At 72.5% G+C, this 14,349-nt stretch carries 12 protein-coding genes; 5 read left to right on the forward strand and 7 right to left on the reverse strand.

From position 1 onward, the window contains the following. Nucleotides 1–87: 87 nt before the first annotated feature. Both ABZ833_RS40085 and ABZ833_RS40090 read left to right on the forward strand, forming a co-directional pair. The gene (locus ABZ833_RS40085; protein ID WP_361058034.1) at nt 88–1,473 is read left to right on the forward strand and encodes a hypothetical protein; all 1,386 of its coding nucleotides are present in this window, start codon (nt 88–90) and stop codon (nt 1,471–1,473) included. Then, the gene (locus tag ABZ833_RS40090; protein ID WP_361057933.1) at nt 1,466–3,430 is read left to right on the forward strand and encodes a glycogen debranching N-terminal domain-containing protein; all 1,965 of its coding nucleotides are present in this window, start codon (nt 1,466–1,468) and stop codon (nt 3,428–3,430) included. Before ABZ833_RS40085 ends, ABZ833_RS40090 begins: the two co-directional genes overlap by 8 nt. 12 nt (nt 3,431–3,442) lie before the next feature. On the opposite strand, the gene ABZ833_RS40095 is transcribed toward ABZ833_RS40090, so the two are convergent. Genes ABZ833_RS40095 through ABZ833_RS40115 form a run of 5 tightly spaced genes read right to left on the reverse strand, consistent with a single transcriptional unit; the run spans nt 3,443 to nt 8,271 of the window. Then, on the reverse strand, nt 3,443–4,720 hold the full coding sequence (locus ABZ833_RS40095; RefSeq protein ID WP_361057935.1) for an FAD/NAD(P)-binding oxidoreductase: 1,278 nt from the start codon (nt 4,718–4,720) through the stop codon (nt 3,443–3,445). Between the two features lie 6 nt (nt 4,721–4,726). Continuing rightward, nucleotides 4,727–4,918, reverse strand: coding sequence for a ferredoxin (locus ABZ833_RS40100; RefSeq protein ID WP_361057937.1), 192 nt, complete (start codon nt 4,916–4,918; stop codon nt 4,727–4,729). A 26-nt stretch (nt 4,919–4,944) separates the two neighbouring features. Continuing rightward, nucleotides 4,945–5,799 carry a fumarylacetoacetate hydrolase family protein gene (locus ABZ833_RS40105; RefSeq protein ID WP_361057939.1) on the reverse strand — a complete coding sequence of 285 codons (855 nt, stop codon included), beginning with the start codon at nt 5,797–5,799 and terminating at the stop codon, nt 4,945–4,947. Then, complete coding sequence (locus tag ABZ833_RS40110) at nt 5,796–6,713, reverse strand: 3,4-dihydroxyphenylacetate 2,3-dioxygenase (RefSeq protein ID WP_361057941.1); 918 nt, start codon at nt 6,711–6,713, stop codon at nt 5,796–5,798. The genes ABZ833_RS40105 and ABZ833_RS40110 overlap by 4 nt, the downstream gene beginning before the upstream one ends. Beyond that, nucleotides 6,706–8,271, reverse strand: a complete 1,566-nt coding sequence (locus tag ABZ833_RS40115; RefSeq protein ID WP_361057943.1) for an aldehyde dehydrogenase — start codon at nt 8,269–8,271, stop codon at nt 6,706–6,708. Before ABZ833_RS40115 ends, ABZ833_RS40110 begins: the two co-directional genes overlap by 8 nt. 160 nt (nt 8,272–8,431) lie before the next feature. On the opposite strand from ABZ833_RS40115, the gene ABZ833_RS40120 reads away from it, so the two are divergent. Together ABZ833_RS40120 and ABZ833_RS40125 are read left to right on the forward strand one after the other, a co-directional pair. Next, nucleotides 8,432–9,967: an aldehyde dehydrogenase gene (locus ABZ833_RS40120; protein WP_361057945.1), complete on the forward strand. Its 1,536-nt coding sequence runs from the start codon at nt 8,432–8,434 to the stop codon at nt 9,965–9,967. After that, the gene (locus ABZ833_RS40125) at nt 9,964–10,746 is read left to right on the forward strand and encodes a gamma-glutamyl-gamma-aminobutyrate hydrolase family protein (RefSeq protein ID WP_361057947.1); all 783 of its coding nucleotides are present in this window, start codon (nt 9,964–9,966) and stop codon (nt 10,744–10,746) included. The genes ABZ833_RS40120 and ABZ833_RS40125 overlap by 4 nt, the downstream gene beginning before the upstream one ends. Nucleotides 10,747–10,819: 73 nt before the next feature. On the opposite strand, the gene ABZ833_RS40130 is transcribed toward ABZ833_RS40125, so the two are convergent. Then, a complete protein-coding gene (locus tag ABZ833_RS40130; RefSeq protein WP_361057949.1) occupies nt 10,820–11,392 on the reverse strand; it encodes a MarR family winged helix-turn-helix transcriptional regulator in 573 nt (190 codons plus the stop codon). 229 nt (nt 11,393–11,621) lie between these two features. Between ABZ833_RS40130 and ABZ833_RS40135 the strand changes: the two genes are divergently transcribed. After that, nucleotides 11,622–13,142: an APC family permease gene (locus ABZ833_RS40135; protein WP_361057951.1), complete on the forward strand. Its 1,521-nt coding sequence runs from the start codon at nt 11,622–11,624 to the stop codon at nt 13,140–13,142. Between the two features lie 37 nt (nt 13,143–13,179). On the opposite strand, the gene ABZ833_RS40140 is transcribed toward ABZ833_RS40135, so the two are convergent. Beyond that, nucleotides 13,180–13,971 carry an acetoacetate decarboxylase family protein gene (locus ABZ833_RS40140; protein ID WP_361057953.1) on the reverse strand — a complete coding sequence of 264 codons (792 nt, stop codon included), beginning with the start codon at nt 13,969–13,971 and terminating at the stop codon, nt 13,180–13,182. Between the last annotated feature and the right edge of the window lie 378 nt (nt 13,972–14,349).

Raw genomic sequence — 14,349 nt, forward strand, 5'->3', positions numbered from 1 at the left:
GGCGTCGAGGCCCTCGGGGAGAACCGCGTGGACCGCACGAACGTGGGCCGTACGGCCCAGCTGACCGCCCGCCGCGTCACGACCTCGCTGCGCGAGCGTGCCACCGAGGCCCTGCGGGCCAACTGGACGGGTACGTCGACGGTCCCCTCCCGGCAGCTCTATCCGCACCAGTGGTCCTGGGACTCGGCGTTCATCGCGATCGGCCTGCGTCATCTCTCCCCCTTACGGGCGCAGTTGGAGCTGGAGACGCTGTTCCGCGCCCAGTGGGGTGACGGCCGCGTCCCGCACATCGTGTTCAACCCCTCCGTCTCCCTGGGCGCCTACTTTCCCAGCCCCGACTTCTGGCGCTCCACCACGGCAGGCCGCTCGGCCGGTGCACCCGGTGCCGTGCAGACCTCCGGCATCGTGCAGCCGCCGGTCCACGCGCTCGCCGTCTGGCTGGTCCACCGCGCCGACCCGGGCCTCTCCCGCGCCCGTTCGTTCCTGGCCCGCGCCCACCCGCGGCTCGCCGCCTGGCACCGCTATCTCCTTGACCGCAGGGACGCGGGCGGCGCGGGGCTCGCCTCCGTCGTCCACCCCTGGGAGCAGGGCATGGACAACAGCCCTTGCTGGGACGCCCCGTTGAGCCGCGTGAGCCCGGCGGACCCGGCCGCGTACCGCCGCGCGGACCTGGACCACGGCGCCCCGGAGGACCGGCCGACCGATCTCGACTACGGCAGATATGTACGCCTCGCCGCCGACTACCGGGATCGTCGGTACGCCGACGGGGCGGGCGAGTTCGCCGTCGAAGACCCTTCCTTCAACGCGCTCCTGATCTCCTCCGAGCACGCACTGGCCCGTATCGAGGCCGAGTTGGGCCTGCACGAGGCATCCGGCGCACGGGAGGCCCGAGCGCAGGCGCTGACGTGGACCCTCGTGGAGCGCCTGTGGGACCCGGCGGAGGGACTCTTCTTCTGCCGGGACCTGCGGTCCGGGCACGGCGACGGGGAGCTGGTGCCGGAGCGCGGGGTCGGCGGCCTCGTCCCGCTGATCCTGCCCGCACTGCCGCGCGACGTCACCGCCGCACTCGTACGGACCGCGTGCGGACCGCACTTCGGCCTCGGTGGGCCCGCGCGGCTCGTGCCGAGCTACGACCTCACGGGAAGCGCCTTCGACCCGCGCCGGTACTGGCGCGGGCCCGCGTGGTTCAACACCAACTGGCTGCTGGAGCGGGGACTTCGGCTGCACGGCGAGCGCGCGCGGGCCGACGGCCTGCGCCGGGCGCTGCTCGACGTGGCCGGTGAGTCCGGGTTCGCGGAGTACGTGGACCCGTACACAGGGCGGGGCTGCGGTGCGCGCGGCTTCGGCTGGAGCGCCGCGCTCGCCCTGGATCTGCTGCTCGACGATCCCGCCGGGCGTGACGAGGGGCCGCACGGGAGGCCCGCTGACGTGGCTTCCGTGGCGGTGACGAGGGAGGGGTTCAGGGATGTCTGATCGGCGTCAACCACTGGTGCGGGGCGGTACGTTCGCGGCGCTCGGCTCGGGCGGCGACATCAGCGGGGTGCGCGGCGGCACGGCCCCGGACGGCCTCTTCGTGCGCGACGCACGGCACCTGAGCCGCTGGCAGCTGACGATCGACGGGGCAGTGCCGGAGATCCTCGCGCCGGTGACGGACGCCGACGCGGACGCGGGCGTGGCCCGGTGCGTCCTCGTCCCGCGCGGCGGCAGGCAGGAGCCCGCCTCCTGCACGGTCTTCCGCGAACAGGCCGTCACCGAAGGCGCGTTCGTGGAGTCGCTGCGCGTCACGTGCAATCGCTCGGTGCCGACGACCGTGCTCATCGCGCTGACCGTGGACGCCGACTTCACCGACCAGTTCGAGCTGCGCTCCGACCACCGTACGTACGCGAAGACGGGCGCCGTCAGGTCGCGCAAGGTCATCGGCGGCGGTGAGGGCGAGGCGATCCGGGGCATCGAGTTCGCCTACCGGCGCCGCGAGTGGTGCTCCCGCACGACCGTGACCGCCGAGCCCGCCCCGGACGCGGTCGAGGAGACCGGGACCGGCGCGCGGCGGCTCGTCTGGACGCTCGACCTCGACGCGCACGGCACTGCGGAGGTGGCACTGCGTGTCGCGGCGCACCCGCACGGCGCGCCGGAGCCACGAGTGCCCGCGGGCCCTGCGGAGGCAGCCGCTCAACTGGCTGCTCTGGAAGGCGAGTTCGCATCGGGCATCGAGATCCCCGGCAGCTGGCCCGAGCTGGCGGCGGCGTGCGAGCGGGGCCTGGCGGACCTCGCCGTGCTCCAGGTGCCCGCGACCGGGCCGGACGGCGAGACGCTGAGCGTCCCCGCGGCGGGAGTGCCCTGGTTCGTGACGCTCCTGGGCCGCGACGCCCTGCTGACCTCGCTCTTCGCCCTGCCCTACCTGCCGCGCCTGGCAGCGGCGACGCTGCCCGCACTCGCCGCCGCCCAGGCGACGGAGGCCACCGAGGGTGCGGTCGCCCAGCCGGGCAAGATCGTGCACGAGGTGCGGCACGGGGAGCTCGCCCACTTCGAGCAGGTGCCGTACGGGCGCTACTACGGCTCGGTCGACGCGACCCCGCTCTTCCTGGTCCTGCTCGGCGCGTACACGGAGCAGACCGGCGACACGGCCCTGGCCCGCCGCCTCGAGCCGCACGCGCGGGCCGCCGTCGGCTGGATCCTCGACCACGGCGGCCTCACCTCGCGCGGCTATCTCGTCTACCGCGCGGACGAGGGCGGCCTGGCGAACCAGAACTGGAAGGACTCCCCCGGCGCGATCTGCTCCGCCGACGGCAGCCGCGCCACGGGCCCCGTGATGGCGGCGGGCGCACAGGGCTACGCGTACGACGCCCTCGGCCGTACGGCGTGGCTGGCGCGCACGGTCTGGGGCGACACGGTGTACGCCGACCTCCTGACGCAGGCGGCGGCCGATCTGCGGGACCGCTTCCAGCGGGACTTCTGGATGCCGTCACGGGGTTTCCCCGCGCTGGCTCTCGACGGCAACGGCCACCAGGTCGACGCGCTCGCCTCGGACGCGGGACACCTGCTGTGGTCCGGGCTCCTGGACAAGGAGTACGGGGAGACGGTGGGCCGCCGCCTCCTGGAACCGGACTTCTTCTCGGGCTGGGGAGTCCGCACCCTGGCCGCGGGCCAGCCCGCGTACCACCCGCTCTCCTACCACCGGGGTTCGGTGTGGCCGCACGACAACGCCCTGATCACCCTGGGCCTCGCACGCTACGGCCTGCACGACGAGGCGCGAGCGGTGGCGAGGGGCCTGGTCGCGGCGGCGTCCCGTGGCGGCGACCGCCTGCCGGAGGTGCTCGCGGGCTACGGACGGGAGTCCTACCCGGGCCCCGTCCCCTACCCGCACGCGTGCGTACGGGAGTCACGGTCGGCGGCGGCGCCGTTGGCGTTGCTGAGTGCGGTGGGGGGATAGGGGCCCGAGCTCTTAAAGAGCAGGGAGGGACCCCAGCGACGGGCTGAAGTCCGACCCGTCCGGCAGCTCCATCAGATCCGCCCGGTAACGCCCGGCCAGGGCGACGGCCTTGGACCCGCCCAGCGCAACGACCCCGACCAACCGCTCGCCCCCGTAGTACCCGTAGACCACGTCCCCCTCCACCGACTCCGCATCCCCCTCCAACAGCTCCGCCCGGTCCCCCACCCCCGGCAGCCCGAACGACTGCACCCGCAGATCGAACTGATCGCTCCAGAACGACGGCAGCGGCGCGAACGGCGCCATGCCGTGCTCCTCGCCCCGCAGCCCCGCCACCAGCACCCGCGCCGCATGCCGCGCACAGTCCCCCGGCATCGACCAGTGCTCGACCCGCCGCGCGAGCGCCCCGTACCGAGGGTTCGGGAAGCGCGCCACGTCCCCCACGGCCACCGCGTGCGGCAGACCCCCGATGCGCAGATGCGCGTCGCAGAGGATGCCGTCCGTCAGGTCAAGGCCGAGGCCTGGGGTGCCCCCCTCGCTCGCCCCCAGCCACTCCACATTCGGCAGCGAGCCGACCGCCTCGACGACGACATCGGCGGCGCACTCGCTCCCGTCGTCCAACACCACGCACCCATCGCCCGGTTCCGACACGAGCCGCCCCATCCGGAACCGCACGCCCCGCGCCTCGTGCCGTCGCCTCAGCGCCCTCCCCAGCTCCTCCCCCACGGCGAGCATCATCGGCTCGGCCTCCGGTGCGACGACCGTGACTTCGCAGCCCGCCTTGCGGGCCGTGGCCGCCACCTCGCAGCCGATGAAACCCGAGCCGATCACCAACACCCGCACGCCTTCGATCAGTTCGGAGCGCAGCGCCACCGAGTCCTCCAGCGTCCGTACGACATGCCGCGGCGGACCCCCGGCCGGCGGAAGCCTGCGTGGCCGCACGCCTGTAGCGGCCACCAAGCCCTCGTACGCGTGGACCGAACCGTCGGCGAGCGTCAGCGTGCGTGCGGTCAGGTCGGCGGAGTCGACCGCCATGCCGAGCCGCCAGGTGACGTCGTCGATGCTGGGGCGGTGACGCAGCGCCGTGGCGGCGGCGGTGGCCTCGCCCGCGAGCACCTCCTTCGACAACGGGGGGCGGTTGTACGGGCGGTGGGGCTCGTCCCCGTACACCGTGATGGGCCCCTCCCACCCCGCCGCCCGCAGCTGTTCCGCCGCCCGCAGTCCGCCGAGCGACGCGCCGACCACAGCGATTCCCGCCGGTGCGGCGTGCGCTCCGGATGCCGCTGATGCCATGCCCGGTCAGCCCTCGACCCGGATGGCCTGCAGCGGGCAGACGTCGGCGGCGTCCTCCGCGTCGGCGCGCAGGGCCTCGTCGGGCGATTCGACGTATGCGAGACGGCCGTTGGCGTCGAGCGTGAAGACGTCGGGCGCGGCGAAGACGCACTGCCCGTGGTCCTGGCAGACGTCCAGGTCGACGGTGACCTTGAGCATGTGAACTCCCTTGGCGAGTAGGGGACTCAGCGGCGCGGCGCCCGGACACCGCGGAACTCCCAGTCGCCCCCGAAAGCCGTCGAGACGACCTCCTCGGACTCCGTGGGCTGCGCGCCGATGTCGGGGCGGATGGCCGTCGGTCCTGTGACGATGTGGTTCATGAGGCGGCCGAGGCCCTCGGCCTCGACCTCGACGACGTCTCCCGGGCGGACGGGACGGGAGCCCGCGGGGGTTCCGGAGAGGAGTACGTCGCCGGGCTCCAAGGTGATCGTGCGGGCGATGTCGGCGACGAGATAGTGCATGTCCCACTCCATCTCGTCCGTCGAACCGTCCTGCACCAGCGTCCCGTTGACGTACGTCCGCAGGTACTTGGAGTGGAAGTCCCACCCGGTGACGAGGCCGGGACCCAGCGGGCAGAGCGTGTCGGAGCCCTTGACCCGGAGCATCGAACCGGCGTCGGTGTCGCGGAAGTCGTGCAGGCCGTAGTCGTTGGCGACGGTGTAGCCCGCGATGTGCGCAGCGGCATCAGCCGGGGCGATGTTGCGGCAGGTCCGGCCGATGACGATGCCGATCTCGCCCTCGTAGTTGAGGTACTTGCAGCCCTCGGGGCGGACGACCGCACCGCCGTGCGCGTTCAGCGCCGAGACCGGCTTGTGGAAGTAGGTGGGCGCGGGCGGCAGGGCGGCACCGAACTCGGCGACTCTGCTGCGGTGGTTGAGGTGGACGGCGATCACCTTGGAGGGCCGTACGGGAGGGAGGTGGCTCGCCTCCGCCGCCTTCACGCGGCGTCCGTCCGCGGCGACGAGCTCGTCCCCCTCCCGCACGACCTGGACTGCGGCGCCTTCGAGGAGGATGCGGCGGTACTCGACGGTGGGTGTCATGCGCGGGAGGCCTCACTCTTGTCGGGCGTTGCGGTCCACCCCTCGGCGGGGCGGTCGAACCACAGGTGCATCTGGCCGGTGCCGACCGAGTTCTCGTACGAGCTGTAGGCGCGCCCCGGCGCAGAGCACCGCTCTTCTCCGAGAGCACCGATCATCATCAGATAGTGGCCGAAGCGCGCCTCGGGCTTGTGCGTGAGGAACTCCGGCATCGTGCGCAGGACTTCGGCGTGGTCTCCGCGTTCGAGCCGCTCGATGCACTGCTCGTCCGCGGCCCGCGCCTCGGGCGTACGGATGTGGGACGGCTCGCTCGACTCGTGGGCGCGCAGCTGCCGCAGCGGCCAGAAGGTGTGCGAGAGCGCGCCGGACGCGACCAGGACGACCTTGCGGTCGGGCAGCGCGGCGATCCCGTCGGCGAGCGCGCGGCCGAGCCGCAGGTGGTCCTCGGTGTCGCCGGTCTGGCAGACGCCGATCGAGAGCCACTTCTTGTCCGGGAGGCCTTCGCCCAGGTACTTCCAGAGGTTGATCGTGGCGTAGTGGACCGGCAGGTACGGGTCGTCGATCGAGGTGATCCATGTGCCGTGCCGGTCGGCGAACTGTGCGATGGAGGAAGCGAGTTCGGGGTCACCGGGGTAGTCGTACGGCATCCGGCACATGCCGCGCGGCAGCTCCTCCGAGGTGAAGAGCCCGGCGCGGCGCGCGTGTGCGGAGACGACGAACTCGACCGTGGTGGCCCAGTGCGAGTCGAGGACGACGACGGTGTCGTGGTCGAGAGTCTCGAAGATCTCCTCGCGCAGCCGCCGCAGTCCGGGGACCAGACTGATCTCGCGGCCTTCGTTGAGCTCTTTGCGGGTCTCTTCGGGCAGCACGATGGTGGGCACGTGGGCGAGGAGTCCCGCCCCGACGATCTCACCCATGGCGGGCCCATCCCTTCGGCGCGGTCACGGTGTTCTTCAGGTCGCAGTAGAAGTCGAAGGACCAGTCGCCGCCCTCGCGCCCGATGCCGGACGCGCGGGAGCCGCCGAAGGGCGCCGAAAGGTCGCGTACGAAGAAGCAGTTGACCCAGACCGTGCCGGCGACGAGCCGGGCGGTGACCCGGTCGGCGCGCTCGCGGTCGCCGGTGGCGAGGGTCGCGGCGAGGCCGAAGCGGGTGTCGTTGGCGAGGCGCACGGCCTCGTCCTCGTCGCCGTCGGGGAAGGTCTGGAGGGTGAGGACGGGCCCGAAGACCTCTTCCTGCACGATCTCGGAGTCCTGGGCGACGTCGGTGAGGAGGGTGGGGAGGTAGTAGCTGCCGCCGAGCCCGGCGAGTTCGGTGTTGCGGGCGCCGCCGGTGATCGCCTTGGCGCCCGCGTCCAGGGCGCGCCGCACGAATCCGTCGACGCGCTCGACGTGCCGGGGGTGGATGCTGGGCCCGACATCGGTGGCTTCGTCGCGCGGATCTCCCTGGGTCAACTTCGTCACCCGGTCAAGAACGTGACCGAGGAAGGCTTCCCGCGCGGACTCCTCGACCAGGATGCGGGTGGCGGCCAGGCAGACCTGCCCCGCGTTGTCGAACTGCTCGACGGCGAGGTCGGCCGCGAGCTCCAGGTCGGCGTCCACGAAGACGAGCAGCGGGGACTTGCCGCCCAGCTCGAAACTGCACGGCACGAGGTGCGCGCCCGCGGTCGCGGCGATCCGCCGCGCGGTGGGCACGGACCCGGTGAAGCTGATCCGCCGCACGTCGGGATCGGCGACGAGCGGCTCGCCCACCTCCGCCCCGTACCCCTGCACCACGTTGAGGACCCCGGCCGGAAGCCCCGCCTCGTGCGCGATGTCCGCGAAGAGCGACGCGGTCAGCGGGGTCCACTCGGCGGGCTTGAGGACGACGGTGCTCCCGGCGGCAAGGGCGGGCGCGATCTTCCAACTGGCCAGCATCAGCGGCGCGTTCCACGGCGTGATGAGTACGGCGGGTCCCGCTGGGTCCCAGGTCACGTGATTCGTGTGGCCCCGGGTCTCGAAGTCGTCGTGGGCGAGGGCGAGGAGGCGGTCGGCGAAGTAGCGGAGGTTGTGGGCGACGCGGGGCATGACGCCGCGGCGGTGGGAGCGCAGGAGTGCGCCGTTGTCGGCGGTCTCGACGGCGGCGAGGTCCTCGATGCGGGCCTCGACCCCGTCGGCGACGGCGTGCAGGAGCCGGGCGCGCTCGGCGGGCGGAGTGGCGGCCCAGGCGGGAAAGGCCGCGCGGGCGGCGGCCACGGCCGCCCGTGCCTCCGCGGCGCCACCGCGGGCGATCTCGGCGAGCGGGGCTCCGTCGAGGGGCGAGTGGTCGGTGAAGGTGGCGGCGGTCGCCATCGCGGAGGAATCGGCGGTCGCCGACGCGGGCGAAGCGGCGGAGGCGATGCGCTCTCCGCCGATCCAGTGCCGGGTGTCGACGGGGACACCGGCGACGGTCGCGGTGTGCGGGGGATGCGACGGGGGCGCGGGGTCGGGGGAAGCCATGACGTCCTCCAGTTCGTTTGAACCCAAACAACATTATGAGCGACGAGGCAACCCGGTCAACCCCTCGATGGGACCGCCTCGTTCAGCTACCGTTTGAACTCAAACGAAATCTCGAGCGCCGTCGTTCGCGAGACGTCCGGCGGCACCCCAGGAGGCATCCATGCCGGACGACGCCCTGGCCACGAGGGCCCACGCCCCCACCAGCGAGGCCACCAGCAGTCATCAGGACTGGATGAGCCGGGCCGAAGCGCTCGCCCTCCCCACCCGCCACCGCATCGCGGGCGCCGACGCGGACGGCTCGGGGAGCACGTTCGCCGTCGTCTCGCCGCGCGACGGCCGCACGCTGGCGCTGGTGGCGGACGCGGGCGAGAAGGAGGTGGACCTGGCGGTCGCCGCAGCCCGCCGCGCCTTCGACACGGGCCCGTGGCCGCGCCTCTCCCCCGCCGACCGGGGCCGGACCCTGCTGCGGATCGCCGCTCTCATCGAAGAGCACCGCTCCACGCTCGCCCTCACGGTCACCCTGGAGAACGGCAAGCCGATCACCGAGTCGTACGCCGTCGAGCTGCGCGCCCTGGCGAACACCTTCCGCTGGTACGGCCAGCTCGCCGACAAGCTGACCGACACCGCCCCGCACACGGACCCCACCGCGCTCGCACTCGTCACCCGCGAGCCGTCCGGCGTGGTCGGCGCTGTGGTCCCGTGGAACTTCCCCCTGACCCTGGCGGCCTGGAAGATGGCACCGGCCCTCGCGGCCGGCTGCACGGTGGTCCTGAAACCCTCCGAACTCACGCCGCTGTCCGCCCTGTTGCTCGGCCGGATCGCCGACGAGGCGGGTCTCCCGCCCGGCGCCCTGAACGTCGTCGCGGGCGACGGCCCGACCGCGGGCCGCGCGCTCGGCCGCCACCCGGACGTGGACGTACTCGCCTTCACGGGCTCCACGGCGGTGGGCCGCCACTTCCTCCACTACGCGGCCGACTCCAACCTCAAGCGCGTCTGGCTGGAGCTGGGCGGCAAGTCCCCCAACATCATCCTGCCGGACGCCCCCGACCTCGCGGCGGCGGCGGCCACCGCGGCCTGGGGCATCTTCTTCAACCAGGGCGAGATGTGCACGGCGCCCTCGCGGCTCCTCGTCCACGAGTCGGTGGCGGAGGAGGTGACGGCGGCGGTCGTCGAGCGGGCCGGGACCCTGCGGGTGGGCGATCCGCTGGACCCCGCCACGGAGATGGGCGCGCTGGCGGGCGCGGCACGGGTGGACTCCGTCGAGGAGCACGTACGACGAGGAGCGGAGGGCGGCGCGCGGCTCCGCGCAGGGGGCGTACGGCGTGAAGTCGTCCCCGGCGGCAGCTACTTCGCACCCACCGTCTTCGACCGGGTCACCCCGGACATGCCGCTCGCCCGCGAGGAGATCTTCGGCCCGGTCCTCTCCGTCCTCACCTTCGCCTCGCTCGACGAGGCGGTCGCGCTCGCCAACGACACGGAGTACGGGCTCGCGGCGGGCCTCTGGACCTCGGACCTGTCGACCGCGCACACGGTGGCGCGCCGCCTGCGGGCCGGGACGGTGTGGGTCAACTGCTATGAGGAGGGGGACGTGACGGTGCCGTTCGGCGGCTACAAGCAGTCGGGGAACGGGCGGGACAAGTCGGTGCACGCGATGGAGAAGTACACGGAACTGAAGACGACTTGGATCCAGCTTTGAGGGGGGCGCCTGGCACGCCTCCCGGCGGGGGAAGCCGCCGTCCGCTCATCGGTCTGCCGCAGCGGTACTCGGCGACGACCTCCGCTCTTCGCTACGAGGCCGTGGTGACGGCCCGTGCGTTGGCGGAGGCCGTGTTCCGTGCGGGCGGAGAGCCGTTCATGATGCTGCCGGGCTCGGCCGACGAGGCCGCGGCGCGGCTGGCGCGGTGCGACGGGCTGCTGCTGCCCGGGGGCGGTGACCTGGCGCCCTGGCGGTACGCGGGGGACGGCTCCGAGGTGCACGGATCCGTGTACGACGTGGATGACGCCCAGGACGCGTTCGACCTCGCCCTCGCGCGGTGCGCCGTGCGACGAGGGCTGCCCGTGCTCGCGGTGTGCCGGGGGCTGCAGGTGGTGAACGTCGCGCTGGGCGGGTCGCTTCGGCAGGACATGGGCGGGCCGGAGTCGGAGCATCGTCACAAGGTGCACCGGGTGCGGGTGGACCCGGGCTCCGTGGTGGCCCGCGCGCTGGGCGCGGAGTCGACGTCCGTCTCCTGCTTCCACCACCAGTGCGTGGAGAGGCTCGGGCGGGGGCTCGTGGCCACCGGGTGGGCGGAGGACGACGGGACGGTGGAGGCGCTCGAACTGCCGGGCGGGAGTGGGTGGTTCGCGGCCGTGCAGTGGCATCCGGAGGACACGGCGGGCTCGGATGCGGGCCAGCAGGGGCTGTTCGGAGGGCTGGTTCGGGCGGCGCAGCCGATGGAGTTCAGCCCGTCGCAGAGGTCCCTCCCTGCTCTTTGAGAGTTTGGGGAGACTGAGGACGAACTCGGCGGAGCCGGTGATCAACGGCGCTCAAGGCTCCGGCCCGCCACTCTCACCCCTTGGCCCGCCTGCCACTCCGGCGAGGAGCAGGCTCGGCACCGTCCAGCAGCTCGACCCTCCGCTCCTCCCCCTTCTCCTCCGTCTGCACCACGATCTTCCGCAGGAGATCGGCCAGCGTCCGGCACTCCTCGTCCGTCAGCCCGTCGGCGACGAACGCCTCCTCCGCGTTGAACGCGGGGAACACCTTCTCCATCAGCCGCTCCCCCTCCCCCGTCAGACGCAGCAGCGCGAGCCGCCCGTCGTCCGGGTGGCCGCGCCGTTCCAGCAGGCCCCGGCCCGCCAGCGTCCGGGCGACCCCGGTCAGCGTGCCCTTGGAGATGCCCGCCTCCTCGGCGACGTACCGCGTCTCCATCTCTCCCCAGATCCAGACCACGTAAAGGACCACGAACGACGTCCACGTCAGCTCGGCCCCGCGCAGCACGGAGTTCTCGAAGTGCTGCCGGACGGCGGACGCCGCGCGGTAGATGTTCGAGACGGCGGCCATCTGCTCGTACTTGACGGGGGTGCCGCCGAGCTTGGCCCGGACCGCCTTCTCGGTCTCGCGGATGGAGCGGTAGCCCGTCACGTCCGTGTCTCCTCGTCCCTGTGGTGCCGTTGACGCCCGATAGCGCCCGGTGGCGCCCGGTGGCGCTGAGGCCCCCTGGAGTGCCGATGGGGCCCGTGCACCCCAGTCTCCCAAGACCTCTTGCCGGGGCGCACAGGCGTCCGTACCATCAGCGCCACTCGAATTTCGTACGGGCTCAAACGATAACGCGTTTCCAGTGGATACGCCCTCCCCTCCCCGGAGTCCCGGCATGACCATCGACCACCCCGGCACGCCCACGCCCACGCCCCCGTCCACGCCCACTTCCGCGACGCCCCTCTCCTCCGCTGCCGCGCCCGAGCGCCGGATCGGCGTCACCGGCATCGTCTTCTTCGTCGTCGCGGCATCGGCCCCGCTGACCGTGGCCGCCGGTGGCATACCGCAGTCCCTCGGCGTCACGGGAATCCTCGGCATACCCCTCCTCTACCTCCTCGTCGGCGCCGTCCTCGCGCTCTTCAGCGCGGGATACGCGGCGATGAGCCGGCACATCACGGGGGCCGGGGCCTTCTACGCGTACACCGCTCAGGGGCTCGGCCGCACGGCCGGTGTCGGTGCGGCCTTCGTCGCGCTGCTCGCGTACAACGCCATGCAGATCGGCATCGCCGGGCTCTTCGGGGCGACGACCGCGCAGTTCATCGAATCCAAGGCCGGTGCCGACATCCCCTGGTGGGCGCTCGTGTTCGCGTGCACGGCCGTCGTGGGCGTGCTCGGCTATCTGCGCGTGGACCTGGGCGTGAAGGTGCTCGCCGTGCTGCTCGTGCTGGAATTCGGCACCGTACTCATCTTCGACATCGGCCAGTTCGCCGACGCGCCGCAGGGCATCTCCACCATGCCGCTCACCTGGGGCGCCGCCACGGACGGCTCGCTCGGGGTCGCGCTGTGCTGCGTGTTCGCCGCGTACATGGGCTTCGAGTCGGCGGCGCTCTACAGCGAGGAGTGCCGGGATCCTCGCCGTACCGTGGCGCGCGCCACCTACATCGCCGTCGGGCTCATCGGTGTCTTCTACGCGGTCACCGCGTGGGCGATGATCAGCGGGGCCGGGACGGGGCGGGCCACGCAGGTCGCCGCCGAGCAGGGGCCGGAGATGCTGTTCTTCCTCAGCGACCGGAGCAGTGGCCTGGGGACCGCCTTCTCCGACTTCGCCCAGCTCTTCCTCATCACCAGCCTGCTGGCGGCGCTGCTCTCCTTCCACAACGCCGTTGCGCGGTACGCCCGTTCGCTCGGCCGGGAGGGTGTGCTGCCGCGCGGACTCGGGGCGCTCCATCCTCGGTACGGGTCGCCGTACCGGGGCTCGCTGCTCCAGACGGTGGTCAGCGTCGTCGTCATCGGGGTGTTCGCGCTGGCGGGGCGCGATCCGGTGATGGACGTCTTCACTTGGCTGACCAACCTCGGCGCACTCGGCGTGATCCTGCTTCTGCTCGCCACGTCGGCGTCGGTCATCGCCTATTTCGCGCGGCGCGGCGAGGTGGGCGAGGAGGAGGTCGTGCCGGTCGAATCGGTGTGGCACCGGCTGATCGCGCCGCTTCTCTCGGGCGTCGCGCTCGCGGTCTTCTTCTGGCTGGCGCTGACCAACTTCAGCGTGCAGTTGGGGGTTTCGGAGGGAAATCCGCTGCGATGGGTGCTGCCTTGCCTCATTCTCATCGCCGCTGCGGTGGGCGTGGTGTGGGGGCTTTGGCTGCGGAGGGCTCGGCCTGAGGTCTATGCGGGGATCGGATCGGCGGCGGGGAGTTAGCCGCCGCCCCCCTGCTCGACGTTCCTGCGCCCCGCCCCTACAGGCCCGTCTCCAGAAGAGTCCCACCATTCCAAGTCACGCCCACCTGGCGGTAGTACGCGCCGATCGGCTCCTCGATCGTCAGCGCGGCCAGCTCTTCCGTGGGCGCCTCGAAGAGGTCGAGGTCGGCCTCGCCCGACCAGGCCTGACCGCCCTCGAAGGAGGCGGCACCGGACGCGATGAGCTCGTCGAGGGCCAGGCCCTTGCCCTCGATGGAGGGGAGTTGACGATGATGGGCCATGGGGTGGGCGTTGACGAAGCCGTTCGTCTCGGAGGGTTCGCGCAGGGTCACCACGGCCTGGGCGAGGCGGCGGTCGGCGGCGGCGAGTGTGGCACCGAAGGCTGCGCCCGCCTCGATGCGGGGGGCGGGGCCGAAGGGGTGCGGGCGGGTCAGGTGGATCGAGCCGAGCTTCTTCGGGTAGCCCTGGTGGTTGCCGCGGGCGATGGCGAAGTCCTTGTCGACCCAGATGTAGACGCAGCGCGAGTAGGTACGGCCACGGTGACCGCAGCGCACTACGGCGAAGCACTCCTTGTACTGGGCCCGGACAGGGTCGAGCAGCTCGGCCTTGCTGCCTGAGCAGGACTGCCAGTCGGCCCAGATGAGGGCGACGGCGCCGGGGTCGTCGGCGGCCAAGTCGAGGGGCGCGGGGAGGAGTTCGCGGACGCGGGCGGGGTCGGTGCGGTACTCGATGGTGAGCAGGTCGCCCGAGTAGTGCCAGGGCGGGGCCGGGATGAGGGAGGAGCGGCCCGTCGCGGTCTTGGGCGGGAAGAATCCTTGGACTCCGGTCATGGACTGACTCCTTCGGCGACGGACGACTCTGCCTTTTTTTCGTTTGGGTCCGTACGATATGCCCCACGCGGCGGGACCGCTACGGGCCAGGGCGGGGCGGTGCGGGGCGGGGCGGGGCTGGTTCGCCTTGGGGGCGGGGCCGCGCCGGTATGTCCGTCCTCGCTATCGTCCGGTGGCCGCGATTGCTGCTTCGCTGCCGGAGCGCCGCGAACCGTGCTCCGGGCAGACATGCCGGCACGTCCCCTCACGAGCGCTCCCGACTGCCGGGTAACGGGCGGGCGGGCGGGAAAGGCCTGTTCGGCAAGGGTCGGATGCGGGGTGACGGGCGGGTGAGTGGGGGAGGTCCCTGCGGGAGTCAAGGCCGGGCGGCGCCAAGCC

This window comes from Streptomyces sp. NPDC047525 (assembly GCF_040643025.1).
In the GTDB taxonomy this organism is placed as follows: domain Bacteria; phylum Actinomycetota; class Actinomycetes; order Streptomycetales; family Streptomycetaceae; genus Streptomyces; species Streptomyces durmitorensis.

Coding starts and splice junctions, on each gene's coding strand:
- ABZ833_RS40090 (WP_361057933.1), top strand. CDS start 1,466: ATGTCTGATCGGCGTCAACCACTGGTGCGGGGCGGTACGTTCGCGGCG.
- ABZ833_RS40095 (WP_361057935.1), bottom strand. CDS start 4,720: ATGGCATCAGCGGCATCCGGAGCGCACGCCGCACCGGCGGGAATCGCT.
- ABZ833_RS40100 (WP_361057937.1), bottom strand. CDS start 4,918: ATGCTCAAGGTCACCGTCGACCTGGACGTCTGCCAGGACCACGGGCAG.
- ABZ833_RS40105 (WP_361057939.1), bottom strand. CDS start 5,799: ATGACACCCACCGTCGAGTACCGCCGCATCCTCCTCGAAGGCGCCGCA.
- ABZ833_RS40110 (WP_361057941.1), bottom strand. CDS start 6,713: ATGGGTGAGATCGTCGGGGCGGGACTCCTCGCCCACGTGCCCACCATC.
- ABZ833_RS40115 (WP_361057943.1), bottom strand. CDS start 8,271: ATGGCTTCCCCCGACCCCGCGCCCCCGTCGCATCCCCCGCACACCGCG.
- ABZ833_RS40120 (WP_361057945.1), top strand. CDS start 8,432: ATGCCGGACGACGCCCTGGCCACGAGGGCCCACGCCCCCACCAGCGAG.
- ABZ833_RS40135 (WP_361057951.1), top strand. CDS start 11,622: ATGACCATCGACCACCCCGGCACGCCCACGCCCACGCCCCCGTCCACG.
- ABZ833_RS40140 (WP_361057953.1), bottom strand. CDS start 13,971: ATGACCGGAGTCCAAGGATTCTTCCCGCCCAAGACCGCGACGGGCCGC.